Consider the following 26,103-nt stretch of genomic DNA (forward strand, 5'->3'; position numbering starts at 1 on the left):
ATACCTTAATAATAGCGATAATTTAAGAAAGTCAAATGAATTTATAGCTATTTTATAATTTATGGCAGAATGATATTTTCATGATTTAAATGGGTTAAAACGGTAATTTTAAAACACCTAAAATGTAAACTCATGGTACAATTGGAAGGACATTATGGAACATGTGAGGTTAGATTGTGGATGCAAAAACGATTTATGCCGTCGTTGATTTAGAAACAACGAGTAATCAAAATCAGGCCGGCCGAATAATGCAGGTAGCGGTTGCTTTTGTGCGGAATCAAAAAATTATAAACCATTTTTCAACATTGGTTAATCCGGGACAATCAATCCCGATTGGAATTCAAAAATTAACACATATTAATGATGCAATGGTGAAAAAAATGCCATATTTTGAGGATGTGGCACAAACTTTGCATGCTATGCTCAGCGAGACGGTCTTTGTTGCGCATAATGTTAATTTTGATCTTCCTTTTTTAAATGCTGAATTTGAACGAGTAGGACTAACACCGTTAACAAATCTAGCTTTAGACACTGTAGCTTTAGCACAGATTTTGTGGCCTACTGCTTCAAGTTATCGATTAGGTGATCTTACGCAACAACTAGGAATTGACCATTTGAACCCGCATAGAGCTGATAGTGATGCTAAAGCAACGGGTGAATTATTGATTGCTGCCCAACGGAAAGCATTGGGATTGCCGATGATCACGCTTCAACAACTAAATGATTTACCCTTGGCATTACCACGGGAAACAAAACAAATTTTTGCTTGGGCGTTGGCGGAAAACAGGCGACATCCTCAACCACTTGCTAATAATTTAGAAGTTGTTGATCGTTTGGCTTTAAGACGCTTTTCAGCCCCATCAGCTTATAAGCAACACCAACCGGAATTACATTATCCTAAAAAAGAAGAAGAGCAGAAAACATTATTAGCTCCCGATTTAGACTATCGCCATCAACAAGCACGCCTTATGAATAAGATTTATGAACATTATTGTAGAACTGATGATTTATCAACTAATCCTGGTGAAAATGCAATGGTTGTTGAAGCCCCAACGGGAATGGGTAAAACTTTAGGCTATTTGGTTCCACTTGCGTATTTGGCGCTACAACAAGGGCGTCAAGTTGTCTTATCAGTACCGACTAAGGCGCTACAAAAGCAAGTTAACACTACAATTAATCAAACACTTAAATCTTTACTACCGTTTGAGGTACGTGGGGTTCAACTAAAAGGTCAGCAAAATTATTTGAACTTACAAAGTTTTAAGCGCTCGTTAGTGCGCGATGAAGGTTCGATCGCCATGCAATTTGTGAAAGCACAAATTTTAGTATGGTTGACAGAGACGTTAACTGGAGATTTTGATGAATTGAATTTGAATAACGTTAGTCCTGATTTTTTACGGCAATTGACGCAAACGGCCAATAATCCAGAAGCATCAAAATTTTATCAACATGAATTTGTACATCGCCAATTAATTTTGAGTAGTCAAGCTACGTTCTTAGTTGTTAATCATGCCTACTTGACTCGCCAAATTAACCAAATTACTCAACAAGAGAAGAAACCTTTTTTGGTTATTGATGAGGCCCAGAATTTACCAGATGTTGTTCTGCAACATAGCCGGCACCAAGTTAATTGGTCTAGTTTAATCGCGCAAACGGAATTATTGCAACATTCCTTAACAACTAATAAAAATAATGATTTGCAATTGATATTGGAACGTCTGCCAAAAGGGCATCAATTGGAAAAAAATTTTATAGAAAGCTTTGCACAATTGTTGATTCATCTAACAAATATTCAACAAAGTCTATATCGACAATTTATTTTGAGTGTCAAGATGCCTGCGACAGTAGGAAAAGATGAGTATTTAGTTACATCTGATAACTTAACTCGTTTTTGGGTTGAACATCAAAATGATTTTAGCCAGGTAAAACAGTTAATTCAGACTTTACAAGTGACTTTGAATGAAATGATGGAAGCCTTTATTCAGGTAGGGACGCCTTTTAGTATTAGTGAGCGTCAAAGTTTGGCCGATTTTCGTTATTTAGTGGAAAAAATTGGTCAAACGATAAATACTCTACAAACTTTCCAAGATTCTATGATCGATTATGCTGAGACTAGTGTCTTTTGGTTAACAGACTATCATGGTCAGAATGGACCTAGTATCCAATTAACAGGAGCTTTATTACATACAAAGGACTATTTTAAAAACAATCTTTATCCATCTTTCTTACCACCATTGATGATTGGCGCCACACTATTTAATAGTGCTAAGTCAACTTACTTGTACACGCGTCTGAATTTAGATGCTAAAACTGCACAAGTTGAGAAGTTTAAAGAATCATTCAATTGGTCTAAACAAGCAGAAATGTTATTGATTGAAGATGGTGTAGTTCCTAGTGCACCTGATTATGGTAATTATTTAGCAAAGCAGATTTTAGCAATCTTGGGAAAATTATCAAAAAACACTTTAGTACTGTTTACTTCACTGGAATTAATGGATCGCGTTTATCGCTTAGTAACGGAAAATAAAATTTATCATGAAAGCAAAATGACTGTTTTGGCTCAAGGAATTTCCGGAAATAAGTCGAAAATTTTAAAACGTTTGCAAAATGAAAAAGAATTGATGGTTTTTGGTGCACTTAGTTTTTGGGAAGGAATTGATTTACCTAAACAGCAATTAGAACTTTTGATTCTGACTAGATTGCCCTTTGAACAACCAGATACGATTTTACAAAAGGTTGAAGAACAGCAGTTTACAGCTAGTAAGCAAAGCTTTTTCCATCAGAGTACTTTACCCAAGGCTACACTTAAGTTACGTCAAGGAGTGGGACGTCTGATTCGTTCAGATCAAGATTATGGGGCTATTGTTATTTTGGATTCACGTATTGTTCATAAACAATATGGGAAAACGATGCTTAAAATGTTGCCAGATGAATTACCAAGTCAAGTAATTCCAGCTAGTCAGATGGTAGAACAATTAGTTCATTTTTTTGATCAGCAAGATTTAGATAACAAAGATAAAGAATAATAATTCATGTCTGATCTTAATAAAAACAACAATTTTAAAAATGGTTGTGACAATATTTTTAGAATTGAGATCAAACCACGGATCAGGCTTTAAAATTGACTTTAAGTTTGCTACACTTAGCTAAGTGCAAAATGAAAGATTAATAAAAATATTGGGGTAAAATAGCATGCAAATGCGACAACTGAATCGGCGAAAATCACATACTCATTGGGTTTTGTGGATAATTCTAGGTGTAATTTTATTGGCAATTATTGGCTATAGTGTCTTGGTTGCGGCTACAAAACCAATTAATCACGCTAATCAAGAATACAGTAATTTAGTTATTAAAAAGCATAAATTAAAGTCGGTTCAAAATTTTTATTGGAGCAATCGATCAGGTGATTATTATACTTTGATTGGTAAAAACGATAAGAATAAAAAGACAGGCGTAATTGTGAATGCGAAGACTAAAGATATGACGGTTTTGGCGATGAATGAGGGAAAGTCTTATCAAACCGTTAAAAAACAAGTCGAACAAAAATATCAACCAAAAAAGATCACTAATATTGGAATGGGTATTTATAAAAAAGTGCCGGTTTGGGAAGTTAAATTTATTGACCAAAATGGAAATTTGAATTTTATCACCGTTCAATTTACTAATGGTAAAGTGGTACGGTCGATTAATAATTTATAAATGTAACAATGATTAAAATAATTAGAGGAGAAACAAGATGGATACAATTCGATTAGAGGATGTCAAAAACTACGTGGGGCAGGAAGTTAGAATTGGGGCTTGGTTACGTAATAAACGTGGCTCAGGTAAACTACAATTTCTACAATTGCGTGATGGAACGGCTTTTATGCAAGCCGTTGTAGTTAAGGCTGAAGTGGGTGACGAAATTTTTGCCAAAGCTAAAGAGTTAAAGCAAGAAACAAGCATGTACTTAGTTGGAACTATTAAAGAAGATGCTCGTTCTGATTTTGGATACGAAATGGATGTCAAGGATTTGGTAGTAGTTGGTGCTTCTGAAGATTATCCAATTACTCCTAAAGAACATGGAACAGATTTCTTGATGGATCGTCGTCATCTATATCTTCGTCACATCCAACCGTTTGCTGTGTTGCGTATCCGAAATACTATGATTGCAGCAACTTATGAATTTTTCAATAAAGAAGGGTTCATCAAAGTCGATGCACCGTTCTTAACTGGTTCAGCACCTGAGGGAACGACTGAATTATTCTCTACAGAGTATTTTGATACAGAAGCATATTTATCACAGACTGGTCAATTATATGCTGAAGCGGGAGCTATGGCGTTTGGAAAGGTCTTTACTTTTGGTCCAACTTTCCGAGCAGAAAAGTCAAAAACACGCCGTCATTTGACTGAATTCTGGATGATTGAACCAGAAATGGCTTGGATGGATCAAGATGCATCCTTAGAAATACAAGAGCGTTATATTGCTTATCTAATTAATTCTGTCTTAGAACGTAATTCATATGAATTAGACCTTTTGGGACGCGACAAGGAGCTATTAGCTTCGTATACGAAGTTGCCATATCCACGGGTTTCATATGATGATGCTATTAAGTTGCTACAAGAAAATGACTTTGATGTCGAATGGGGTGTAGATTTCGGTTCACCAGAAGAAACATTCTTGGCTAATCATTTTGCTAGTCCGGTCTTTATTACTAATTTCCCAAAGAAGATCAAGGCTTTCTATATGAAACGCCATCCAACACGGGATGATGTGGTTATTTCAGCAGACTTATTAGCACCTGAAGGTTATGGTGAAATTATTGGTGGTTCTGAGCGTGATACTGATTATGATTACTTAGCTCAACGTATTGAAGAGCAGGGACTTGATATGGATGAATATGCTTGGTATCTAGATCTTCGTAAATACGGTTCAGTTCCACATTCTGGATTTGGACTTGGCTTGGAACGAGCTGTTACTTGGATCACGGGTGAAGAACATATTCGTGAAGCAATTCCATTCCCAAGAACTATGACGCGTTTGCGCCCATAGAATGTTATTAAGTCGCTATTGTTGGCTCTATGTCAACGGTTAGCGACTTTTTATAATTAGTTATAAGTTACCGTAAGTTGTTTTAATTAGTCAAAAATTCGCACCATTTGAAATAATTCGCACCAAATTCGCACCCGAATTTATAAAATATCATTTAGCATATCGAGTGTTTTTGTTATTGATTAAAAAAATTCACTGAATGGTTTTGGCAATTAAAATACCAAATAAATAGTGATCGTGTGCTATTTTAAATATCAGTAAAAATACAACAAGGCTAGCTTAAAACAAAAATCTTAATGTTATAATGTTAAATAAAGATATTTTAGGAAATACGAGATAATAATAAATGAAACAGCTACGGGCAATAAAATTGCAGAGTGTGTATGGTGAAAAAACGTTATTAGATAAGATCTCTTTCTTGATTGAAACAGGTGATCGAATTGGAATTGTAGGTGTGAATGGGACTGGTAAAACAACTTTGTTAAATGCTTTAGCCCAGACAGTTCCAGCCGATAATGGTGAAATTGAGACCCCTAATGATTATTCAGTCGGTTATCTAACACAAGATCCAGATCTGGACCCAGAAAAATTAGTTTTGGAGGCTGTTTTTGCAGGAGCTCAGCCGGTTTTCGAATTAATTCGCGATTATGAAAAAGCGGTGACAACATATGCTGAAAATCCTTTAGATGAAAAGGCTCAGGATCGCTATACTAAATTAGAACAACGGATGACCCAAGAGGATGCTTGGACGGCCGAGTCAGAAGTTAAAACGATTCTTTCGCAGCTTCATTTACCAGATTTGAATTTACCAATTAAAGCATTGTCTGGGGGTCAAAAAAAGCGAGTGGGGTTAGCTCAAGTTCTAATCCAAGCACCTGATCTTTTGTTGTTGGATGAACCAACGAATCATCTTGATTTTGATTCCATAGAATGGTTGGAGAAATATTTGGCAACTTATTCAGGATCAGTTATGACGGTCACCCATGATCGTTATTTTTTGGATCACGTTGCTAACCGTGTTTTCGAACTATCCTTTGGAAAGTTGTATGAATATACCGGTAATTATCAAGATTATGTTTTGGCTAAGGCTGAACGTGTGGCAGCAGAGGAAATTGCTGATCACAAGAGTTCCCAGCTTTATAAAAAAGAATTAGCTTGGATGAAAACTTCAGCCCGAGCTCGAAGTACAAAGCAAAAGGCGCGTGAAACTCGTTTTTCTGATTTACAAGAACAGCAAGGTACGCTTCAAATTGATGGGACTGTTGAAGTTAATTTAGGTCAAAAGCGGTTGGGTAAGAAAGTTATTGAAATCAATGAGGCTCAATTGAGTTTTGATGATATGACGATTTTAAAAGATTTTAATGAATTAATTCAAGCAAATCAAAGAATCGGAATAACAGGACCAAATGGGACCGGTAAATCAACATTATTAAATGTAATTAGTGGTAAGACTCCTTTGGATCAGGGAACAATTGATATTGGTGAGACTGTTCAGCTTGGATACTACACTCAACAAACTGAACCTATTCCAGAGGATAAGCGGGTGATTGCATATCTTTCTGAAGTGGCCCAGTCTGTAACTACTAGTGATGGCGAGAAGGTTTCAGTTGCTGATTTACTTGAACAGTTTTTGTTTCCGAGCTTCATGCACGGAACCTTAATTCGAAAGTTATCAGGTGGTGAAAAGCGTCGTCTCTTCTTACTAAAAATTTTATTGCAACAACCAAATGTTTTGTTGCTGGATGAACCGACCAACGATCTTGATATTGGGACATTAACTGTCTTAGAAGAATACTTGAAGCATTTTGCAGGGACGGTTATTACGGTTTCCCATGATCGCTATTTCTTAGATAAAGTTGCTGATCATTTGCTTATATTTAAAGGACAAGGTACCATTGATCGATTTACTGGTTCTTTTTCAGACTATTTAGATCAATATGGTGCTCCAACACTTACGGATTCTGATATTATAAAATCTGAAGAAAAATCAACATTAGTCGAAACTCCATTGGCCGCAACGCCTGTTGAATCGGCTAAAAAGAAGCTTACTTATAAAGAGCAACGTGAATTTGAAACTATTGAAGATCGAATTAATGAGTTTGAATTAAAAATTGATCAAATCACTAACGATATGAATGAAGCCGGCGATGATTTTGGTAAATTAGCAGACTTACAAAAAGAACTCGATGAAAATAATCAAAAATTAGAAGAGACGATGGATCGTTGGGCTGATTTGTCCGAGCGGGCTTAAAAAGGAGTTTGTAAATGGCAGAAAAAGTATTGATTTGGGCGCAAACAAAGGACGGGACGATTGCTAAAGATGGATCCATTCCATGGCACGTTCAAGGAGATATGAAATTTTTTGCGCAAAAAACCAAAAATCAGGTTGTTTTGATGGGCCGAAATACGATGATGTCCTTGCACGGACAACCATTGCCTAACCGAATTAATTTAGTTTTAACACACCAAAAAGATTTGGAAGTTCCTGTTGGATTTAAAAAGGTTTATTCAATTGAAACGGCAGAAGCGATTGCTGATGAAGAACAGAAGCAATTAATGGTGATTGGTGGTAAAGGAATTTATGATTCATATTTGCCGATTGCAGATCGGCTATTAGTTACTTATTTAGCTACTGACTACCATGGTGATGTTATGTTAGATCCAATTGAGGGTGCCTGGAAAAAAGAGCTTTTGACTGAAGGCGAAGCTGATGAAAATAATGATTATGCCTATCAAATTTGGAATTATTATCGGCCAACATTTAGATAAATAAAAGGTGGTAATTATTTAATAAAGGCGTAAAATGAAATTAAGTTAAATTAAAGATTTTTGAAGAGTGGAGAAAAAATAATGAAGTATTTTACGACTTTCTTTTGGACCGCCATTTTAGGGGCAGTAATCGGATATATTGGTAGTGCATTACAAAATGTACCAGCCGATTATACTCAAGCAATGGTTTCGGCCTTAGTTGCTGGATCAATAGGAACTATTTTGGTTTATTATATTTCTCGTAGTTTTGCTCCTAAAACGAGCCAAGCTGAAGAAGATGAATCAAAAGAGAATTAATGTAATTAATTTAAATTAAGGCTGAGTAACTTACTATGTAGTTATTCGGTCTTTTGTTTTTAAAGTATGTTTTTTAAATTTGTTATACTAAAATATAATTAATTTCTGATGAAAGGGGGGATCTAAAATGGTGCCATTAAATGTTCGAAGTGCGTATAGTTTATTAAAAAGTCCGATGCTACCTAATGTATATACTGAATATGCTAAATATTTAGGTTATTCAGCCGTGGGTCTAGCTGATGAACAAAATTTATATGCAATGGTTAATTTTTATCAACAAGCTAAAAAGAATGGTCTAACACCTATTTTAGGAATAACTATTGAAGTTCAAGGCTTAATCAATAAGGGCATGACTTTTCCTCTGCATGTATATGTTCAAAATGAAACAGGTTATCAAAATTTATTGATACTAGCTAGTCAACAACGAACACAGCAAAAAGCTTTGGATTTAACAACTTTAGCGCAGCAAAATCATTTATCTGGACTTTTAATTGTGATCCCACCAACAAGTGAGTTGTCGCTTAATTTAATGAATGATTTTAATCAAGGGCGTCTATTAATTGATCGGTTTAAAATATTACTAAATAGCGCACAACTTTGGCTTGGAATTGATTTACAGATGGATGCTGAATTATTGAGAGCAGAAACTAAACTAAGTCAAGAAATGAATGTGCCATTACTGGCCTTTGATGAAATTAGATATGCAAAATCACAAGATCATTTTGCATATAAAGTTTTAACCTATTTAAAAGCTGGTGAGACCATTACTAATGTGGGTGCGGCTAAAAAAGAATCAGGTGAACAAGCCTTAAGGCAAAGGGATGATTGGTACCAGTCCTATGTTGATTCAGGACTTCAAAGCGCGGCGGATGAAACAGATGTTTTGGCAAAAAAAGTTGATTTTACATTGCCACAAAGAAAAATTGAGTTACCTAGTTTTTACGAAAGTAAGCAAGAAGCCAAACAAAAGTTATTGAAATTAACTCAATCAGGGCTTGAACGTTTAGCGATTTCATCAATTCAATATCATCAATATCAAGAACGTTTAGAGTATGAATTGAAAATTATTGACGAGCTAGATTTTGATTATTATTTTTTAATTGTTTGGGATGTAATTAATTTCGCAAAAACCCATGAGATTATGACTGGACCCGGGCGCGGCTCGGTAGCGGGTTCTTTGGTGGCATATTGTTTAGGAATTACGGAAGTAGATCCGATTGCTTATGATCTATTGTTTGAACGTTTTTTAAATCCTAAACGAGCACAAATGCCAGATATTGATATCGATATTCCGGATAATAAACGAGAAGTAGTTTTAGACTATTTACATACAAAATATGGGCATGATAAAATTGCGCAAATTATTACTTTTTCAACGATGGGGATGAAGCAAAGTTTACGGGATGTAGCTCGAGTGTTCGGACTTAAACCAACTGAGATCGATAAATTAGCACGCAGCTTGCCTAAAGATGCTATTAATTTAGAAGAAGCTTATCAAAAATCACAAAGTTTCCAAAATGAAATTTTAGATCTTCCTGTTGACGGAGATTTATTGTGGAAAACAGCCTTACAGTTAACAGGAATACCACGAAACAGTTCGTTACATGCGGCTGGAGTAGTTATTGCGAATAATCCTTTAGTGGAGTCTATTCCAGTACAATTAGGTGAGGATGGACGCTTAGTGACCCAATTAACGAAAAATCCGGTAGAGCAACTTGGTTTGTTGAAAATTGATTTTCTAGCATTATCTAATTTGAATATCTTAGCGATCGCATTGCGAGAAGTACACAAAATTGAACCAACGTTTGATTTGAAAACAATTGATTTAAATGATCCAGAAACATTAGCTTTATTTGGCCTTGGTCAAACAAATGGTATCTTTCAGTTTGAATCAAATGGGATGAAACAAATGTTGCAGCAGATGAAACCAGATCAATTTAATGATTTAGTTGCGGCTAATGCTCTATATCGGCCCGGTCCCATGGCCAATATTCCACATTTTATTGCGCGGAAGCATCAACAAGAAATGATTCCTAAAATTGCGGAAACTATTGATCAACTATTAGCACCAACTTATGGGGTAATTGTGTATCAAGAACAGGTGATGCGCGTTGCCGAAGAATTTGCTGGATTTAGTTTGGCTGAAGCCGATTTGTTACGTCGTGCAATTTCTAAAAAAGATACCATTCAGATGGAAAAAGTTAAGAAACAATTTTTGACAGGAGCTCAAAAACTGGGTCAATATGATTTAGTAGCTGAAGAAGTCTATCAATATATTGAACGATTTGGATCATACGGATTTAATAAATCGCATGCGGTTGCATATTCTAAATTAGCTTTTGAATTGGCCTTTTTAAAGGTACATTATCCGTTGGCTTTTTATAAAGCAGTCTTGAACTTAGAAATTAGTAATCAAGATAAGGTGCGTATTTATATAAATGAGGCTCGAATGCGGGGCGTTAAAGTTTTAGGACCGCAAATTAATCAGAGCTTTGCTGGTTACTCCGTGACAAATGATTATTTACAGATGGGTCTAGCTAGCATTAAAGGTTTGCGTAAGGATTTTCGTGATCATTTAATTTTTTCACGTCAAACGAATGGACCATTTAAGAACTTGGGTGATTTATTATTACGAATTGATCAACCTTTTCGACAAATGAAATTTTTGGAACCCTTGATTATGGCGGGAGGGTTAGATGCTTTACAACCCAATCGAAGGATGGTAAGTTTCATCTTACCTGGATATTTAGATGCAGTACAACTGGCTGGTAATTCATTGGATTTATTGAATCGATTGAAACCTAAACAAGTAGTAATGGATGATTATACGAAAATCGAAAAATTAAATCAAGAATTTGCAGTTCTTGGAATTTATTTAAGTGGGCATCCTTTGGAAAAAATTATTCAAGAAGTTGATTCTAGTGTTTATACCAATGTAAGTGAGTTGATAGCAGGTCAAAATGGGGTGAAACTTATTTTGATGATCGATAAGGTTAAAGTAATTCGGACTAAAAAAGGAACTCAGATGGCATTTGTTGATACGACGGATTTAACAGGAAAGTTATCATTAACCGTTTTTCCAAAACAATATCAGCAATATCAGACTCATTTAGTTAACGGCGGATTGATTGCTGTTTATGGAAATGTGGAGTATCAAAGAAATCAAATTGACTTACAAGTTGTGGTTGATCAAATGATCCCAGCCAATAGTTTGATTCAAAATGATAAGCAAGCAGGGGTTGAGAAAATTAGTCAAGGAATTTGGTATATTCGGCCCCATGTTTGGCCAATTCCAGAAGCAAGACTTAAAAATCTTGCTCAAATTGCACAAAATCATCCAGGGGCGAACGTAGTAATATTAATAAATCCTAAAAATAAAAAACAGGCCCTTAAATTATCTAGTGGTTATCAATTATCAGCTGGGCTTGAAGTAGAACAAAAATTAGTCCGAATTTTTGGGCAACAAAATATTTCATTTAAAGCAGTGAAGGTTGATTAACATAAACCAATTGTGTATGTTTGTTGCAATGATCTTCATATCTTCAAATAGGTTTGAATCTTTAATCCGTTATATTTATTAAGTTGACTTTCAAAATGTTTACAAATTGTTGAAAGAGGCCTTAGTCAAGATATAAGAAATGATTTTAAGACGAAGTTTTTTTGTTTTAAAAGAACAGATCCAACGAGTCTTGATATAAATTTGTAGTATTATAAAAATTATTAATTAGGATTGGTTTTTAAACGTTGCAGGTCGTGGTTTGTCAGGTAGCTTATTTTTAGTTACAATGATATTATCAAAACCGATTAAATGCTGCGGGTGAAAATCCCTATCGGCAATCAATCGAGAAATCAGGTTTAATATGACAGAAGCAAAAGTATATACACAAACAGAAGTACATGATATTTACACTAGCTATATGAATGCAAATCATGTTGACGCAGTAGATCGTGCCTTTGAGTATGCCAACGGACTACATAAAGAACAACGACGACGGTCTGGCGAACCATATATTATTCATCCCATTCAAGTGGCAGGGATTTTAGCTGATTTATATATGGATCCGGATACAGTTATTGCTGGTTATTTACATGATGTTGTAGAGGATACGCCTGCTGAATTAGAAGATATTGTGGAACGGTTTGGGGAAGATGTCGCAGCAATTGTTGATGGTGTTTCGAAAATTTCTAAAATAGAATATAAATCGGATTCAGAACGTTTAGCAGAAAACCATCGTAAGTTGCTCTTGGCGATGTCCCATGACATTCGTGTAATTTTTGTTAAATTGGCTGACCGGTTGCATAATATTCGAACGTTGGATGCTTTGAACCCAGCAAAACAAAAGCGTATTGCAGGGGAAACTTTGGAAATCTATGCACCATTAGCTGATCGTTTAGGAATTATGACAATTAAATGGGAATTAGAAGATACTTCTCTTCGTTATCTTGATTATGAAGCATATCATGCTATTGCACAGGACATGCAGCTTCGTCGAAATGAACGCTTAGAAATTGTTGCAACGGCTGTTGATGAAATTAAGGTTACAATTGATAATTTGAAATTGAAGAATGTTTCAGTTTACGGAAGACCTAAACATATTTATTCTATCTACCGTAAGATGCAAAAGAAACAAAAAGCATTTGAAGAAATTTATGATTTGTTGGCAATTCGAGTTATTGTAAATTCAATTGGAGACTGTTATGCCGTTTTAGGGGCAATTCATTCCCATTGGACACCGATGCCTGGTCGGTTTAAGGATTATATTGCTTTACCTAAAGCGAATGGATATCAATCGCTTCATACTTCTGTAATTGGTCCTGAAGGTCGTCCGTTGGAAATTCAAATCAGAACACATGATATGCATGAGGTGGCTGAATTTGGTGTAGCAGCTCACTGGGCTTATAAAGAAGGTAAGTTCGATGGAGCAGATGTTCAAAATTCAGATCAACAACAATTAAATATGATTCAAAGCATTTTAGAATTACAAACAGAGTCGAAAGATTCTGGTGATTTCATGGAAACAGTCAAAAGTGATCTTTTCACAGATCGAGTCTATGCGTTTACACCTTTAGGCGATGTAGTTGAACTGACCCAAGGGGCGGGTCCATTAGATATGGCTTATTCGATTCACACAAAGGTTGGAAATTCTACAACTGGAGCAAAAGTAAATGGTAAGATTGTTCCTTTAGATTATGAAATTAAGACGGGTGATATTGTTGAAATCATTACTAGTGCAATAGCTAAGCCGAATCGTGATTGGCTTAAATTAGTTAAGACGCGACGAGCACGTAATAAAATACGACAATATTTTAAAAAGCAAAACCATTCAGAAAATTCAATTGCTGGAAAACAGGAATTGATGAATTATTTAATTTCTCAAGGATATAATCTCGATGAATTAATGACAAATAAAAATACTGAACAAGTGATGGAACGTCTACATTATCAATCAATCGGAGATATGTATGCAGCGATTGGCTACGGTGATCAATCAGTCCAAGGGGTGACGAATAAGTTAACAGAAGACCTCCGTAAACGAATGGAAGAACAACGCTTGTCTGAAGAGGAAGCTTTGGTCTTTGAACAACATGAAACAGTTGCAAAAGATGAAGAAGATCATAAAACTAAGCATCATCATGGTGATGATCCAATTGTGATTCAAGGGATTGATTCAATGCTTGTACGCTTAGGGCGTTGCTGTACGCCTGTTCCAGGAGATGATGTTGTTGGATATATTACCAAGGGTCGAGGTGTTTCGGTACATCGAGTGGGTTGCCCTAATTTAGCAAGTGAAGCTGAATTAAGTCAACGATTGGTTGATGTCAAATGGGATGAAGACTCAGATAATAGTAAACGTGAATATGTAACAGATCTAGTGGTAACTGGAGAAAGTCGAGCACGCTTGTTGAATGACGTTATCAGAATGATCGGAAACCATGCACAGACCTTGAATTCAATTAATGGTCGGGTTGATGGTAACAATCAAGCGATTATATCGTTGACGGTTGAGGTGCACAACTTAGCTCAATTAGAACGGGTGATGGATTCGATTAAAAATGTTAAGGATGTTAGTTCCGTTAAAAGGGCATTTAAGTAAGTTAAAATAGTATTACGCTGATACGTGAATCAAAAATAAAAATGGTTCGCGAAATTTTTGATGATATTCAAAGAAGATTGGGGTTTTATTTATCCTGGTCTCTTTTTTTATGGGCTTTAAATTATAAAAAAAGAGATTTAATTTATATTTTAAAATATTTTTGCATGATTAAAAAAATCATAGTACTCGATATTTAAGGCTTTCTTTAAGCTTTAAGTGTTGTAATAGGGCTGTTATAACAGGTAATTTTGAGACTAAATATTAATATTTGATGAAAAATTACGTCATTAAATGCCTCAATTTATCAAAATATCGTGAATTTTGGTAATATAAGTGAACAAATTCTTTTGACAGTCGTAATTTAAGCATGTTAATCTAATAACACATTTGAAATTTATATAAAAACGAGAGGAAGAACTTATGGCAGAAAAATTAATTCAATTAAGAGTTGAAGAGGGTGTTAAAGACGCCGCTGATGAAATTTTTAAGACACAAGGGCTAACTACCCAAACAGCAATTAAAATTTTCCTAACGCAAGTTGCCAATACTGGTGACTCACCATTTTCAAACTTGTTCACAAAAAAAGAACAATAAAAATTTAATTAAAGAATGACTTAAAAAAGACGTGGTTTTTAAAGCTTTTTAGCAATTAATAACAATCACGTCTTTTTTTATGGCATAATAGAGTTTAACCTTAAGAACCAGATGGATTTAAGTTAGTAGACGAATTATGTAATTTGGTTACACGATTTAAATAATAAATTAATGAGAGAGTTTAAGATGGAAAAAAAAGTCGGTATAATTATTACAGCTAAAGTAACTGATGAAAATGAGCAATCTTTCTTTGCACAAATTGATGGAGTTACTTATGAAATTGATAAAAGTGAGCTTCAAAAGCCCCTCCATATCGGGGGATTAGTGACTGGCTTTGCTTATGAAAACCAATCTAATCAGCTTCAAATTACCAAAAACATTCCAGATGTTCGTTTGGGACATTATGCTTTTGGAACGGTCACTGATGTAAGACGAGACCTTGGGGTGTTCGTGGATATAGGATTGCCAAATAAGGACTTAGTGGTTTCTTTGGATGAATTACCTACAATTAAAGAATTATGGCCACAACGTGGGGATCGACTCATGATTACTCTACGGATCGATAATAAAGATCGTTTATGGGGTGAGTTGGCCACTAATGAAATTTTGAATGCAGTTCGAATTCCAGCTAAGACCAGTATGAAAGGCCAAAAGCATGTAAAGGCAACGGTCTATCGTTTGAAGATGGTAGGAACTTTGGTCTTAACAGAAGATTTTAATATGGGATTTATCCATCCTAGTGAACGTTATCATGAACCACGGATGGGTGAACAGCTGGATACACGAGTCATTGGAGTAAGACCTGATGGAATTTTGAACCTATCATTAAAGCCAATGGCCTATCAAGCTATTGATGGAGATGCCAAAATGATATTGACACTTCTACAACGATCACGGACAGGGCGTTTGCCATACAATGATAAATCTGAACCAGAGTCAATCACAAATTATTTTGGGATGTCAAAGGGGCAGTTCAAGCGGGCTTTAGGTCACTTATATAAAGAACATCTGATTCAACAAGATGAAGAAGGAATTTTATTAGTAGTTGATCAATCGACTAATGATGAACAAGAAGATTAAAATAATTTGTCAATTAAGATGAGGAGAGCAACAGCATGTTAGTGATGGTTTCAGAAACGCAACCTAAAATTGCGATGGGACTGATGTCACATGTTGATAATCTACCAACTTTTGTGGAGATCCAACGTGAAGTGAATTGGTACCATGCTAATTCGAATAGACATTTAATGTTATGGAAAGATCCAAAAACAAGACATTTCACAGCGGTTATCGGCGTTGAAGAAATGGAAGAAATTCTAATTTTGCAGCTCGTGGCATTTAGCCCAGAAGTCGTAAACTATGAACGTAAATTAGTTGGTGGTGAAATTTACACGGCATTAACTAATTGGTTTCCTAACACTATTTTAATGGGTACTATTCGTACACAAAAGATCTTAAATAAATGGCAAAAACAACAATTATCAGATTTAGATTTATCTGATTAGAAGTGAGGATTAAATGGCAGAAAGATTACAAAAGGTAATGGCACAAGCTGGTGTTGCTTCAAGACGAGCCTCTGAAAAGCTTATTGCTGAAGGACATGTTACCGTTAATGGAAAGATCGTGACTGAATTGGGAACACGCGTAGAACCAGGTAATAAGATTGAAGTCGATGGTAGTCCCATTGAAGGCTCTGAAAAATTGGTTTATTATCTCTTAAATAAGCCACGTGGTGTTGTCACTACGGCTTCAGATGAAAAGGGACGGACTACTGTTATTGATGTTTTAGATGAAGTCAAAGAACGAGTTTACCCTGTAGGGAGATTGGATTATGACACCACCGGAGCTCTGTTACTAACTAATGATGGGGAATTGGCGAACCAATTAATGCACCCGCGTTATAAAATAGATAAGGTTTATGTGGCTAAAGTAAAAGGTGTACCCACTAATGACGAATTGAAAGCACTACGACTAGGTGTGGTTGTAGATGGTAAGAAAACTGCCGAGGCGCGTGCTGATATTCTTCGTACTGATCGAAAAAAAGGTACTTCAACAATTCAGTTAACAATTCATGAGGGCCGTTATCACCAGGTCAAAGAAATGTTAAAAACAGTTGGGCATCCGGTTATTAAGTTACATCGTGAACGTTATGGAATGTTAGAAGTCACTGATTTAGCATCAGGTGAATATCGAGCACTTCGACATGACGAAGTACAATATCTTAAAAACGGACGGCAAATGCGGAAGAGTTCAGGTCGCTTGTAATACTTTAACGGATTTGTAGCTATTATTTCAGATAATAGGTATAGATCTTTTTTTATTTGAGGAATGTATTTATTTAATAAAAACAATAGCTAATAAAGAATTATAACGGTATATTTGATAAGGACAAATTAGTTGTTGCTAATTTATTAAGTAATTCCATTAAGAGAGGGGCAGATTGAATGACACCAGAATTTTTATTAATGTGTTTTGACATGAAGCAACCTCGACGCCAACGTGTCATTTTTGGCCTATTAACTAATCATTTGACGGTCTCAACATCTTTTAATGGTTTGGCGTATCAGTTATTTGCACTGATTAATTTTCAACCGCAATTAACCAAAGAACAATATGATCTTTTAATACAGAAATTAATTAAACAAAATGCTTTACAAGAAGTTGAGCCTGGGATGTTTATCAAAACTGATCAAGGGCAAAAAATTTTAGAAGAAGCACAATTAGATCATTATTATCCGCGATTTTTTTTGTATAGTGGGGAAACGAATTTGTTTGAGTTTCGAGAAATGTTCTTATTGGCTAATCAAGCGGTATCAGAATATTCTTTTCAAAATAATAAATATTATCCCATATCAAATCGTTTAAAATTACGAGGGTTGGTTAAACAATGGTTTCAATTTCAAAAGCAAAACGACTTAACTTTTAACTGGGTCCAAGAATTACAAAGGTTTTTAAGGACATTAACGGATTGGGACGCGGATCGATTGGTTAATACTTGGACAGGGTATCAACAACCTGGATTACGTGCTGATCAATTACAGTTTCCAATGTCTTGGAATGATCAAGATGTATATTTTTGGGAATTAGATCAGTATGCTAAATTAGTTAAATTTTTAGAACAGGCTGGTAATCAGTATTTATTAAAGCAACTTTGGAATTTATTGAAGCAAACTCAACAATTGTTAAGTTCATCGATGTTACAGACGTATCAGGCTTACGAAAATGGCATAGCACTTGATAAAATTAGTCAAATACGCCGTTTGAAGTTGGGGACAGTTCGTGAACATTTACTTTCAGCTGCTATTTTTATGCCCTTTGAACAATTTGATTATCAACAGTTATTGACGCCAGAATTGATTGCTTATTTTGAAGGAAAGTTAGTCGGTGCGCCAGAATCATGGTCGTTTCAACAGGTGCGAGTTACAGGTGCACCAGATGAGTTCTTTTATTTCAGACTATATCAAATTCAAAAAGTAAAAAAAGAATTATTATCTGAAGTAGAATGAATCTGGTATGACTGTGTTTTGTTAGATGAGGGTGTTAAGCATGATAAACTTACAAGTAGCATTGAATAAATATTTTGGTTATAGTCATTTTCGACCTGGTCAGGAAGAAATTCTGACGGCTTTGTTGGATCAACGTAATACATTGGCGATATTACCTACTGGTGGTGGTAAAAGTCTTCTTTATCAAATGACGGGGCATTTACGTACTGGTTTAGTTGTAATCGTCTCACCATTACTTTCTTTGATGCAAGACCAGGTTTCTAGCTTGAATTATATGGGCGAGAAACGGGTTGTGGCACTCAATTCTACTTTATCTCGTGCGGAGCGACAACAAGCCTTACAACAATTAAATACATTTAAATTCTTATTTATATCACCAGAAATGTTGTCAGATGAACAAGTTCAATCGCGCTTAAAACAAATCGATTTAAACCTATTAGTAATTGATGAAGCTCATACTATGTTAAGTTGGGGGCCAGATTTTCGACCTGAATATTTGAGATTACCAGAAATATATCAAGGATTGAATAGACCACAATTATTATTGCTGACAGCAACAGCAACACCAAAGATGGGGCAACAAATGCTGAACTTATTTGATATTAATAATTCAGACACATTTGTGTATGAAACTTCGATAGACCGACCTAATATATTTTTGAATACCGAACAATTAGCAAATGAACAAGAAAAAGAAAGTCGTTTGATACAATTAGTACATGGATTACAAGGGCCGGGTATTGTTTATGTTTCCTCTCGTAAATTAGCAAATTCTTTAGCTCGTAGTTTAACTGATGCAACGGGATTGACCGCGGTAGCTTATCATGCAGGCTTAGATTATTACACGCGTTATCGAATTCAACGACAGTTTATGTTAGATCAAATTGATGTCATAATTGCCACATCTGCTTTCGGGATGGGATTAAATAAATCTGATGTCAGATATGTGATTCATTATCAATTAAGTAGTGATTTAACCAATTATCTACAAGAATTCGGTCGAGCAGGGCGTGACAGTAAGACGGCGGTTGCAATATTATTGTATGCACCAGGAGATGAATTATTACAATCATATTTGATTGATCTAACTCTACCTGAACCATCAACTGTTGATTTAGTGGCTAAAGAAAGAGATCAGGTATCAGGAATAAATGAAAACCAAGTTAACTTAATTAATTATTATTTGGAGCAAGGACAAACGCCGGATCAATTGAAGATTCAGTTTGATCAACGACGGAAACAAAGATTGAGGGCTTTAAGCCAATTATTAACGTATGTTAAGTTGGAACAAGGACTGCGGAAATTTATTTTAACGACTTTCCAAGATGAAAATCCTTTTGATTCAAAATATGAAGCAGCGAATCAGCCTTTGGATTTGCAAAAATTTGCACGTAAAAATTCAATCGTAAAGGCAAAAAAGGATAATAAAATACCCTCTTGGTCAGATAAAATGCAGCAACTGTTTAATATAAAGTAAAGACCGACATAAAAGGCTTCCCTTTTTATTGAAATTTATGGTAATTTAGTAACATTAAAACTGTTGTGGAGGTTTCCAGCGAAATGGATGATCAAAATAAGCCTTGGGAAACGTCATTTGACAACCAAGAAGAAACTGTTAAAAAATACTCACGTACTGCAAATCGCAAGAAGACTAAGCGAGTTAGTTTTGTTGTGGGATTATTAGTGACATTAATTTTAGTTCTTTCGTTTGTACCTGTTTATAGTTATTTGAAAGAATTAAATAACCCAAATCAAGCTAGTCAAGGTACAGCAGTATCAGGATTGAGTAATAATCAAACAAAAACATCGACTTCCAAGGTGGATGGTCAAACAAAGTCAGAAAAAGATAAATTGAAGAAACAAAAGGCTTCAGAAGCTAAGGCTGCTTCAGAAAAGAAAGCTGCCAAAGCCAAATCTGATTCTGAAGAAAAAGCTGCAAAAGATTCAGAAGAACAGGCTGCTAAGGCCAAATCTTCTTCAGAAGAGGAAGCAGCTAAAGAGTCATCTGATAAGGCTGAGAGTACCGTTAAAATGGAACTACCTTCGAACCGTCCAACTTTGTATGGATTTGCTGCCGCGAATAATATTTCTGTGGATCAATTATATGCATTAAATCCAGGATTAACTGCTGATAATTATACGCAATGGATCGGTAAAGACGTTAAGGTTAAATAAAGCATAATATATTGATGAAATTTTATTTTTATAATTAGTAGGATGGCTTATTAATTTGCTGGAACTAACGGGGTTCCAGCTTTTTTATTTTCTGAAAAATGAAATAAGGTAATTCAGACATAATTGCCTGGTTTATGATAATATGGAAAATTGAAATGGAATTATTTTTTAAATAATAATTCCAAATGATTAAAGATGATTAGGTGAGATATGATGAATGAAATACAAATTGCAATTGATGGGCCAGCGTCAGCAGGTAAATCAACTATTGCGAAGATTTTAGCAAACGATTTAAAATACGTCTACGTTGATACTGGGGCTATGTATCGAGCAATTACTGTGGCTGTTTTAAGATCAGGAATTGCCCCAGAAGATGAGTCATCAGTTTCAGCGTTGGTTCCAAGCTTGGAAATTAGTTTTGCTCCAGGTGAACCGGTCCAAAAAGTATTCTTGAATCAAAAAGAAATTACACAAGAAATTCGTAGCATTGAGGTTACCGCAAATGTTTCTGAGATTTCATCATATGCTGCTGTACGTGATTTGATGACACAATTACAACGGAAGATTGCCAATAATGGTGGAGTGGTGATGGATGGACGTGATATAGGAACTACTGTTTTACCAAAAGCTGAAGTTAAAATATTTTTGATAGCTTCGGTACATGAACGGGCATTACGCCGTTATAAGGAAAATCAAGCTAAAGGGATGACCGAAAGTTTAGCTGAAATTGAAGCTGCTGTTCAAAAACGCGATTATTTAGATTCTACCCGATTAATTAGCCCATTAAAAAAGGCTTCTGATGCCATTGAAGTTGATACGACAGGCTTATCTATTTCAGAAGTAGTTAAGATTATTAAACAAATAATTAATGAAAAGCATGCTAATAATGAGCTGAACTTAGTCTAATTAAAATCAATGATCGCAAAAAAGAATAAAATAGTGTAAAATAAAGAGGTTAAATGTTTAATAACTTTTGACAGCTTTAAATTAAAAAAATTAAAAAGTCACACGAAAACACTGGAAATTGATGGCTGTTTATTTTATAATGGACTTTATTATCACATTCGTGTGACCAGGAGGAATTATTGTAATGAATGAAGAAAACAACGAGCTATTGGCTGCACTTGACGCACAACCTGATGTGAAGGTTGGCGATGTTGTCACTGGTGAAGTTTTAACGATTGATGATGCTCATCAAGTTGTAGTTGGAATTGATGGTGCTGGAGTTGAAGGTGTAATCCCTGCCCGCGAGTTGACTAGTGATCGTGATGCTGATGTTAACGACCTTGTTAAGGTTGGAGACAAGATTGAAGCTGTAGTTAAGATGCCTATTACTTCAGAAAAAGAAGGATACTCATGGATCCTTTCAAAGCGTCAATTAGAAGCTCGTCGTGCTTGGGAAGAAATCGCAAGCAAGTACAACGAAGATGACATTGTTGAAGCTCCTGTTACGCAAGTCGTTAAGGGTGGATTAGTTGTTGATGTTGCAGGCGTACGTGGATTTATTCCTGCCTCAATGATCGAGAACCGCTTTGTTCAAGACTTGAACCAATACAAGGGACAAACTGTTAAGGCACAAATCATTGAGATTAATGTTGCTGAATCACGTTTGATCTTGTCACGTAAGGCTGTTTTGTCAGCTGAGCGTTCAGAAGCTTTGAAGCGTGTCTTTGAAGAACTTACTGTTGGTGATATTGTTGAAGGTAAGGTTGCTCGTATGACTAACTTTGGTGCTTTCATTGACCTTGGTGGTGTTGACGGATTGGTTCACGTTTCTGAAATTTCATACGAACGTGTTTCACAACCATCAGATGTTTTGTCAGTTGGTGAAGACGTTAAGGTTAAGGTTTTGGGATTGGATCCTGAAAAGGAACGTATCTCATTGTCAATCAAGGCTACTCAACCTGGACCTTGGGACTCAGCTGCTCAAAATGCTCCTGAAGGAACTGTTCTTGAAGGAACTGTTCGACGTGTCGTTGACTTTGGTGCCTTTGTGGAAGTATTCCCTGGTGTTGAAGGATTAGTTCACGTTTCACAAATTTCACACCAACACGTTGAAAACCCTTCAGATGTTTTGAAGGCTGGAGATAAGGTTCAAGTTAAGGTTCTTGATGTTAACCCTGAACGCCAACGTTTGTCATTGTCAATCAAGGCTTTGACTGAAGCCCCTGCCCGTGAAGGTGGAGACAATAACGATGGTGAACAACGTCGTAGCAACAATAACAACAACTCAAATAGCTCAAATAACAACAGCCGTCGTAGTAACAATAACGGTGGTGGTCGTCGTAACAACAGCCGTCGTGAATCAGCTCCTATGAACTATTCAACGACTGAAGAAGAAGGAAATGCAACTTTGGGTGACTTGTTCAACTTGAAGGACTTCGACTAAAATTAATTATATTTTAAAATGTTAGATAGAAAGGCTGGGACTTTTGTTCCAGCCTTTTTTCATTCGACAATTAGTAACTGAATTATATACTTACTATAATATGTCTACAGTTTATCTAAGTTTTAATGGTATAATTGATGTTATTATATGAAAAAGCAAATTAGTAGAAAAGAGGTGGCGAAATGGCCTACCCAGTTGTAGCAATTGTAGGACGCCCTAACGTTGGTAAATCAACGATTTTTAATCGAATTGCGGGTGATAGAATCTCGATTGTTGAAGATACACCCGGTGTGACTCGTGATCGGATATATACACGCGCTGAATGGTTGACTCATGAGTTCCGGTTAATTGATACTGGTGGAATTGAAATGAGTGACGAACCATTCATGAGTGAAATTAAGCAACAAGCCGAAATAGCAATGGATGAAGCTGATGTAATCGTCTTTATGGTTTCTGGTCGTGAAGGCCTAGCTGAAGCAGATGAGCAAGTTGCTAAAATGCTTTATAAGACTAATAAACCAGTTGTTTTGGCGGTTAATAAAGTTGATAATTTTGAAATGCGTAGTGAAATTTTTGATTTTTATGCGCTTGGATTTGGTGAACCATTCCCAATCTCTGGTTCGCATGGAACTGGATTAGGTGATTTACTTGATGAAATCATAAGTAAATTCCCAACTGATGCAGGAGTTCCAGATGATGATACTATTCGATTCTCGTTTATTGGGCGACCAAATGTTGGAAAGTCTTCATTAGTGAACGCTTTGCTAGGAGAAGAACGAGTAATTGTTTCAGATATAGCGGGAACGACTCGTGATGCAATTGATACTAAATTCGTCACTGATAGCGGTGACCAATTTACAATGGTTGACACGGCTGGAATTCGTAAGCGCGGTAAAGTCTATGAGAACACTGAAAAGTATTCTGTTATGCGGGCGATGCGAGCAATTGATGATTCAAATGTCGTATTAATGGTTTTGAATGCTGAAGAAGGAATTCGGGATCAAGATAAGCACGTTGCTGGATATGCACACGAGGCTGGTAGAGCAGTAATTATCGTTGTTAACAAGTGGGATACACTTGAAAAAGATAATCACACAATGCATGAATTTGAAGAGTTGATTCGTGCAGAGTTCCAGTATTTGGCATATGCACCAATTGTCTTCGTATCAGCTAAGACTAAACAACGTTTGGACAAGTTACCTGAGATGATTAAGAAAGTTAATGAAAATCATCAACGTCGTATTCAATCTGCAACCTTAAATGAGGTGGTGATGGATGCGTTGGCCTTGAATCCGGCACCAAATCGCAATGGTAAACGATTGCGTGTTTATTACGCTACGCAAGTTTCAATTCAACCACCAACGTTTGTAGTCTTTGTGAATGATCCAGAATTGATGCACTTTTCATATGAACGATTTTTGGAAAATAAGATCAGAAAATCCTTTGATTTTGAAGGAACTCCAATTCATATTATCAAGCGAGCAAGAACATAAAATTGCTTGAATAATGTATTTTTTAAAATTATAAGTGGATTAAATATTAAAAAAGTGTTATAAAAGGCGCTGTTACGGCATTTGTTTCATGAAAACGCTTGTTATTGCGCTCAAATTATGATAAATTTAATATCGACATAAAGTTAGCTTAACTTTATGATTCAAAAAATTATGATCGAACATATCAGGAGGATAGTCGCATGGCTAACAAGCAAGACTTGATCAACAAGGTAGCGGAAGCTGGTTTCTCAAAGAAGGATGCAACAACTGCTGTTGATGCTACTTTTGCCGCAATTCAAGAAGAATTGAGCACTGGTGAAAAGGTTCAATTAATTGGATTTGGAACTTTTGAAGTACGTACACGTGCAGCCCGTAAGGGTCGCAACCCACGTACAAATGCTGAAATTGATATTCCAGCATCAAAGATTCCAGCATTCAAGCCTGGAAAGGGATTGAAGGACGCGGTTAAGTAAATTAATCCACCTACAAATCTTTAAGAGAGCGAATTTCGATTCGCTCTTTTTTTTGCCATTTTTAAGAAAGTATTTATAAAATTTTTAAGCATTAAATTAGTTAATTTTATATCTGATAAACCAATTTTAAAAAATATAGGATAAATGGTTAAACGATTTAACTATAGACATATGTACCAATTTGCAATTAATTTACAAAAAATATTAAATTTACAAAAAATAATGTAATTAATTTACAAAAAGGTAACGCTTTCATTGTTTTATGTGATACAATTCTTAACATAATATATATTTGGAAATGGGGAAATAAAAATGCAAGCATCATTATTAATTGCATTAATTCCAGCTTTAGCTTGGGGTGCAACTGGAATTGTGACAACCAAAATGGGAGGATCTGCAGGGCAACAAAGTTTGGGTATGACTTTTGGAGCATTGATCTTTGGAATATTAACTTTAGTATTGTATGTTATTCCATCCGCTGGATTTGATTTTGCAATGAATCCACGGTTATGGGTTGTTGGATTTGTTTCAGGTCTTTTTTGGGCGGTTGGAACGGCCGGACAATTTATCGGGTTCAAAAAAATGGGAGTTTCAGTTGGAAATCCTATTTCAACGGGAGGCCAAATTGTTGCTAATGCTTTGATGGCAGCAGCGGTCTTGGGTGAATGGTCAACTGGAAAAATGTGGTTGTTTGGTTCATTGGCTATTTTGAGTGTGGTAGTAGGAGCTATTTTGACGTCGTTACCAGATTCAAAAACTCCTAAGGTAGAAAACCCAGATTATAATTTTAAATCTGGTTTATTAGCAATGCTTGTATCTACATTAGGCTTCATGATGTATTTCGTTTTGCCTAACTTACTATTTAAATTAGGATATATTTCGGATGCAGTTCATGGTGCGCCCAATGGAAATGGCTTGTATTATATGACGGCAGTTGTCGGACCACAATCGATTGGACAAGTTCTAGGTGCATTCATTATTGTTATTTTCTTCTTAAAAGAACGTTCAATTATGTTTGAGTTACCAACTTGGCGTAATATTATAACTGGTTTAGTTTGGGCAGTTGGAAATGTCTTTATGTTCGTTTCAGCTGCAAATCCTGCCGTTGGTCAAGCAGTTGCTACAACGTTGTCACAAATGGGAGTTGTTGTTGGAGTATTTGGCGGAATATTCATTTTGGGCGAAAAGAAATCTAAACGTCAATTAATCTATGCCATTGTTGGATCGCTTTTGGTAGTGTTTGGTGGAATTATGATTTCTAATCTCGGATCATTTTAAAT

Annotated in this window: 20 protein-coding genes; all 20 read left to right on the forward strand. The window is 35.7% G+C overall.

Annotated elements, in window-relative coordinates:
- Positions 1–176 precede the first annotated feature (176 nt).
- The 20 genes from JC2156_RS02625 to JC2156_RS02720 all read left to right on the forward strand — a co-directional run bounded on the left by JC2156_RS02625 (position 177) and on the right by JC2156_RS02720 (position 26,101).
- Positions 177–3,026: a helicase C-terminal domain-containing protein gene (locus JC2156_RS02625; RefSeq protein WP_006845279.1), complete on the forward strand. Its 2,850-nt coding sequence runs from the start codon at positions 177–179 to the stop codon at positions 3,024–3,026.
- Between the two features lie 166 nt (positions 3,027–3,192).
- Entirely contained in the window at positions 3,193–3,699 is a 507-nt protein-coding gene (locus tag JC2156_RS02630; RefSeq protein ID WP_006845280.1) for a cell wall elongation regulator TseB-like domain-containing protein, read from the forward strand.
- A gap of 37 nt (positions 3,700–3,736) precedes the next feature.
- Positions 3,737–5,032, forward strand: coding sequence for an asparagine--tRNA ligase (gene asnS / locus JC2156_RS02635; RefSeq protein WP_006845281.1), 1,296 nt, complete (start codon positions 3,737–3,739; stop codon positions 5,030–5,032).
- A gap of 346 nt (positions 5,033–5,378) precedes the next feature.
- Complete coding sequence (locus JC2156_RS02640; protein WP_006845282.1) at positions 5,379–7,283, forward strand: ABC-F family ATP-binding cassette domain-containing protein; 1,905 nt, start codon at positions 5,379–5,381, stop codon at positions 7,281–7,283.
- A gap of 14 nt (positions 7,284–7,297) precedes the next feature.
- Positions 7,298–7,801, forward strand: coding sequence for a dihydrofolate reductase (locus tag JC2156_RS02645; protein WP_006845283.1), 504 nt, complete (start codon positions 7,298–7,300; stop codon positions 7,799–7,801).
- 81 nt (positions 7,802–7,882) lie between these two features.
- Positions 7,883–8,098 carry a YjzD family protein gene (locus JC2156_RS02650; RefSeq protein WP_006845284.1) on the forward strand — a complete coding sequence of 72 codons (216 nt, stop codon included), beginning with the start codon at positions 7,883–7,885 and terminating at the stop codon, positions 8,096–8,098.
- 127 nt (positions 8,099–8,225) lie between these two features.
- Positions 8,226–11,597 (forward strand): DNA polymerase III subunit alpha, encoded by a 3,372-nt coding sequence (locus JC2156_RS02655; RefSeq protein ID WP_006845285.1) that lies wholly within the window; start codon positions 8,226–8,228, stop codon positions 11,595–11,597.
- 361 nt (positions 11,598–11,958) lie between these two features.
- Positions 11,959–14,193 (forward strand): RelA/SpoT family protein, encoded by a 2,235-nt coding sequence (locus tag JC2156_RS02660; protein WP_006845286.1) that lies wholly within the window; start codon positions 11,959–11,961, stop codon positions 14,191–14,193.
- Positions 14,194–14,613: 420 nt separating this feature from the next.
- Positions 14,614–14,787, forward strand: coding sequence for a type II toxin-antitoxin system RelB/DinJ family antitoxin (locus tag JC2156_RS02665; protein WP_006845287.1), 174 nt, complete (start codon positions 14,614–14,616; stop codon positions 14,785–14,787).
- 186 nt (positions 14,788–14,973) lie between these two features.
- Positions 14,974–15,867 (forward strand): CvfB family protein, encoded by an 894-nt coding sequence (locus JC2156_RS02670; RefSeq protein WP_006845288.1) that lies wholly within the window; start codon positions 14,974–14,976, stop codon positions 15,865–15,867.
- Positions 15,868–15,902: 35 nt separating this feature from the next.
- Complete coding sequence (locus JC2156_RS02675) at positions 15,903–16,292, forward strand: hypothetical protein (RefSeq protein WP_006845289.1); 390 nt, start codon at positions 15,903–15,905, stop codon at positions 16,290–16,292.
- A gap of 13 nt (positions 16,293–16,305) precedes the next feature.
- Entirely contained in the window at positions 16,306–17,052 is a 747-nt protein-coding gene (locus JC2156_RS02680; protein ID WP_006845290.1) for a pseudouridine synthase, read from the forward strand.
- A 179-nt stretch (positions 17,053–17,231) separates the two neighbouring features.
- A complete protein-coding gene (locus tag JC2156_RS02685) occupies positions 17,232–18,293 on the forward strand; it encodes a YpbB family protein (protein ID WP_006845291.1) in 1,062 nt (353 codons plus the stop codon).
- 40 nt (positions 18,294–18,333) lie between these two features.
- Positions 18,334–19,770 (forward strand): RecQ family ATP-dependent DNA helicase, encoded by a 1,437-nt coding sequence (locus JC2156_RS02690; protein WP_006845293.1) that lies wholly within the window; start codon positions 18,334–18,336, stop codon positions 19,768–19,770.
- A gap of 83 nt (positions 19,771–19,853) precedes the next feature.
- Positions 19,854–20,468, forward strand: a complete 615-nt coding sequence (locus JC2156_RS02695; RefSeq protein WP_006845294.1) for a LysM peptidoglycan-binding domain-containing protein — start codon at positions 19,854–19,856, stop codon at positions 20,466–20,468.
- A 213-nt stretch (positions 20,469–20,681) separates the two neighbouring features.
- On the forward strand, positions 20,682–21,374 hold the full coding sequence (cmk, locus tag JC2156_RS02700) for a (d)CMP kinase (RefSeq protein WP_006845295.1): 693 nt from the start codon (positions 20,682–20,684) through the stop codon (positions 21,372–21,374).
- A 184-nt stretch (positions 21,375–21,558) separates the two neighbouring features.
- On the forward strand, positions 21,559–22,857 hold the full coding sequence (gene rpsA, locus JC2156_RS02705) for a 30S ribosomal protein S1 (protein ID WP_006845296.1): 1,299 nt from the start codon (positions 21,559–21,561) through the stop codon (positions 22,855–22,857).
- A 182-nt stretch (positions 22,858–23,039) separates the two neighbouring features.
- Positions 23,040–24,350: a ribosome biogenesis GTPase Der gene (der, locus tag JC2156_RS02710; protein WP_006845297.1), complete on the forward strand. Its 1,311-nt coding sequence runs from the start codon at positions 23,040–23,042 to the stop codon at positions 24,348–24,350.
- A gap of 200 nt (positions 24,351–24,550) precedes the next feature.
- Positions 24,551–24,823, forward strand: a complete 273-nt coding sequence (locus JC2156_RS02715) for an HU family DNA-binding protein (RefSeq protein ID WP_006845298.1) — start codon at positions 24,551–24,553, stop codon at positions 24,821–24,823.
- Positions 24,824–25,135: 312 nt separating this feature from the next.
- Complete coding sequence (locus tag JC2156_RS02720; protein WP_006845299.1) at positions 25,136–26,101, forward strand: GRP family sugar transporter; 966 nt, start codon at positions 25,136–25,138, stop codon at positions 26,099–26,101.
- The last annotated feature ends 2 nt before the right edge of the window (positions 26,102–26,103 follow it).

It is taken from the genome of Weissella koreensis KCTC 3621, assembly GCF_000277645.1.

Bases quoted from the DNA above. Each gene is read 5' to 3' on its own strand.
- JC2156_RS02630 (WP_006845280.1), top strand. From the start codon at position 3,193: ATGCAAATGCGACAACTGAATCGGCGAAAATCACATACTCATTGGGTT.
- asnS (WP_006845281.1), top strand. From the start codon at position 3,737: ATGGATACAATTCGATTAGAGGATGTCAAAAACTACGTGGGGCAGGAA.
- JC2156_RS02640 (WP_006845282.1), top strand. From the start codon at position 5,379: ATGAAACAGCTACGGGCAATAAAATTGCAGAGTGTGTATGGTGAAAAA.
- JC2156_RS02645 (WP_006845283.1), top strand. From the start codon at position 7,298: ATGGCAGAAAAAGTATTGATTTGGGCGCAAACAAAGGACGGGACGATT.
- JC2156_RS02650 (WP_006845284.1), top strand. From the start codon at position 7,883: ATGAAGTATTTTACGACTTTCTTTTGGACCGCCATTTTAGGGGCAGTA.
- JC2156_RS02655 (WP_006845285.1), top strand. From the start codon at position 8,226: ATGGTGCCATTAAATGTTCGAAGTGCGTATAGTTTATTAAAAAGTCCG.
- JC2156_RS02660 (WP_006845286.1), top strand. From the start codon at position 11,959: ATGACAGAAGCAAAAGTATATACACAAACAGAAGTACATGATATTTAC.
- JC2156_RS02665 (WP_006845287.1), top strand. From the start codon at position 14,614: ATGGCAGAAAAATTAATTCAATTAAGAGTTGAAGAGGGTGTTAAAGAC.
- JC2156_RS02670 (WP_006845288.1), top strand. From the start codon at position 14,974: ATGGAAAAAAAAGTCGGTATAATTATTACAGCTAAAGTAACTGATGAA.
- JC2156_RS02675 (WP_006845289.1), top strand. From the start codon at position 15,903: ATGTTAGTGATGGTTTCAGAAACGCAACCTAAAATTGCGATGGGACTG.
- JC2156_RS02680 (WP_006845290.1), top strand. From the start codon at position 16,306: ATGGCAGAAAGATTACAAAAGGTAATGGCACAAGCTGGTGTTGCTTCA.
- JC2156_RS02685 (WP_006845291.1), top strand. From the start codon at position 17,232: ATGACACCAGAATTTTTATTAATGTGTTTTGACATGAAGCAACCTCGA.
- JC2156_RS02690 (WP_006845293.1), top strand. From the start codon at position 18,334: ATGATAAACTTACAAGTAGCATTGAATAAATATTTTGGTTATAGTCAT.
- JC2156_RS02695 (WP_006845294.1), top strand. From the start codon at position 19,854: ATGGATGATCAAAATAAGCCTTGGGAAACGTCATTTGACAACCAAGAA.
- cmk (WP_006845295.1), top strand. From the start codon at position 20,682: ATGAATGAAATACAAATTGCAATTGATGGGCCAGCGTCAGCAGGTAAA.
- rpsA (WP_006845296.1), top strand. From the start codon at position 21,559: ATGAATGAAGAAAACAACGAGCTATTGGCTGCACTTGACGCACAACCT.
- der (WP_006845297.1), top strand. From the start codon at position 23,040: ATGGCCTACCCAGTTGTAGCAATTGTAGGACGCCCTAACGTTGGTAAA.
- JC2156_RS02715 (WP_006845298.1), top strand. From the start codon at position 24,551: ATGGCTAACAAGCAAGACTTGATCAACAAGGTAGCGGAAGCTGGTTTC.
- JC2156_RS02720 (WP_006845299.1), top strand. From the start codon at position 25,136: ATGCAAGCATCATTATTAATTGCATTAATTCCAGCTTTAGCTTGGGGT.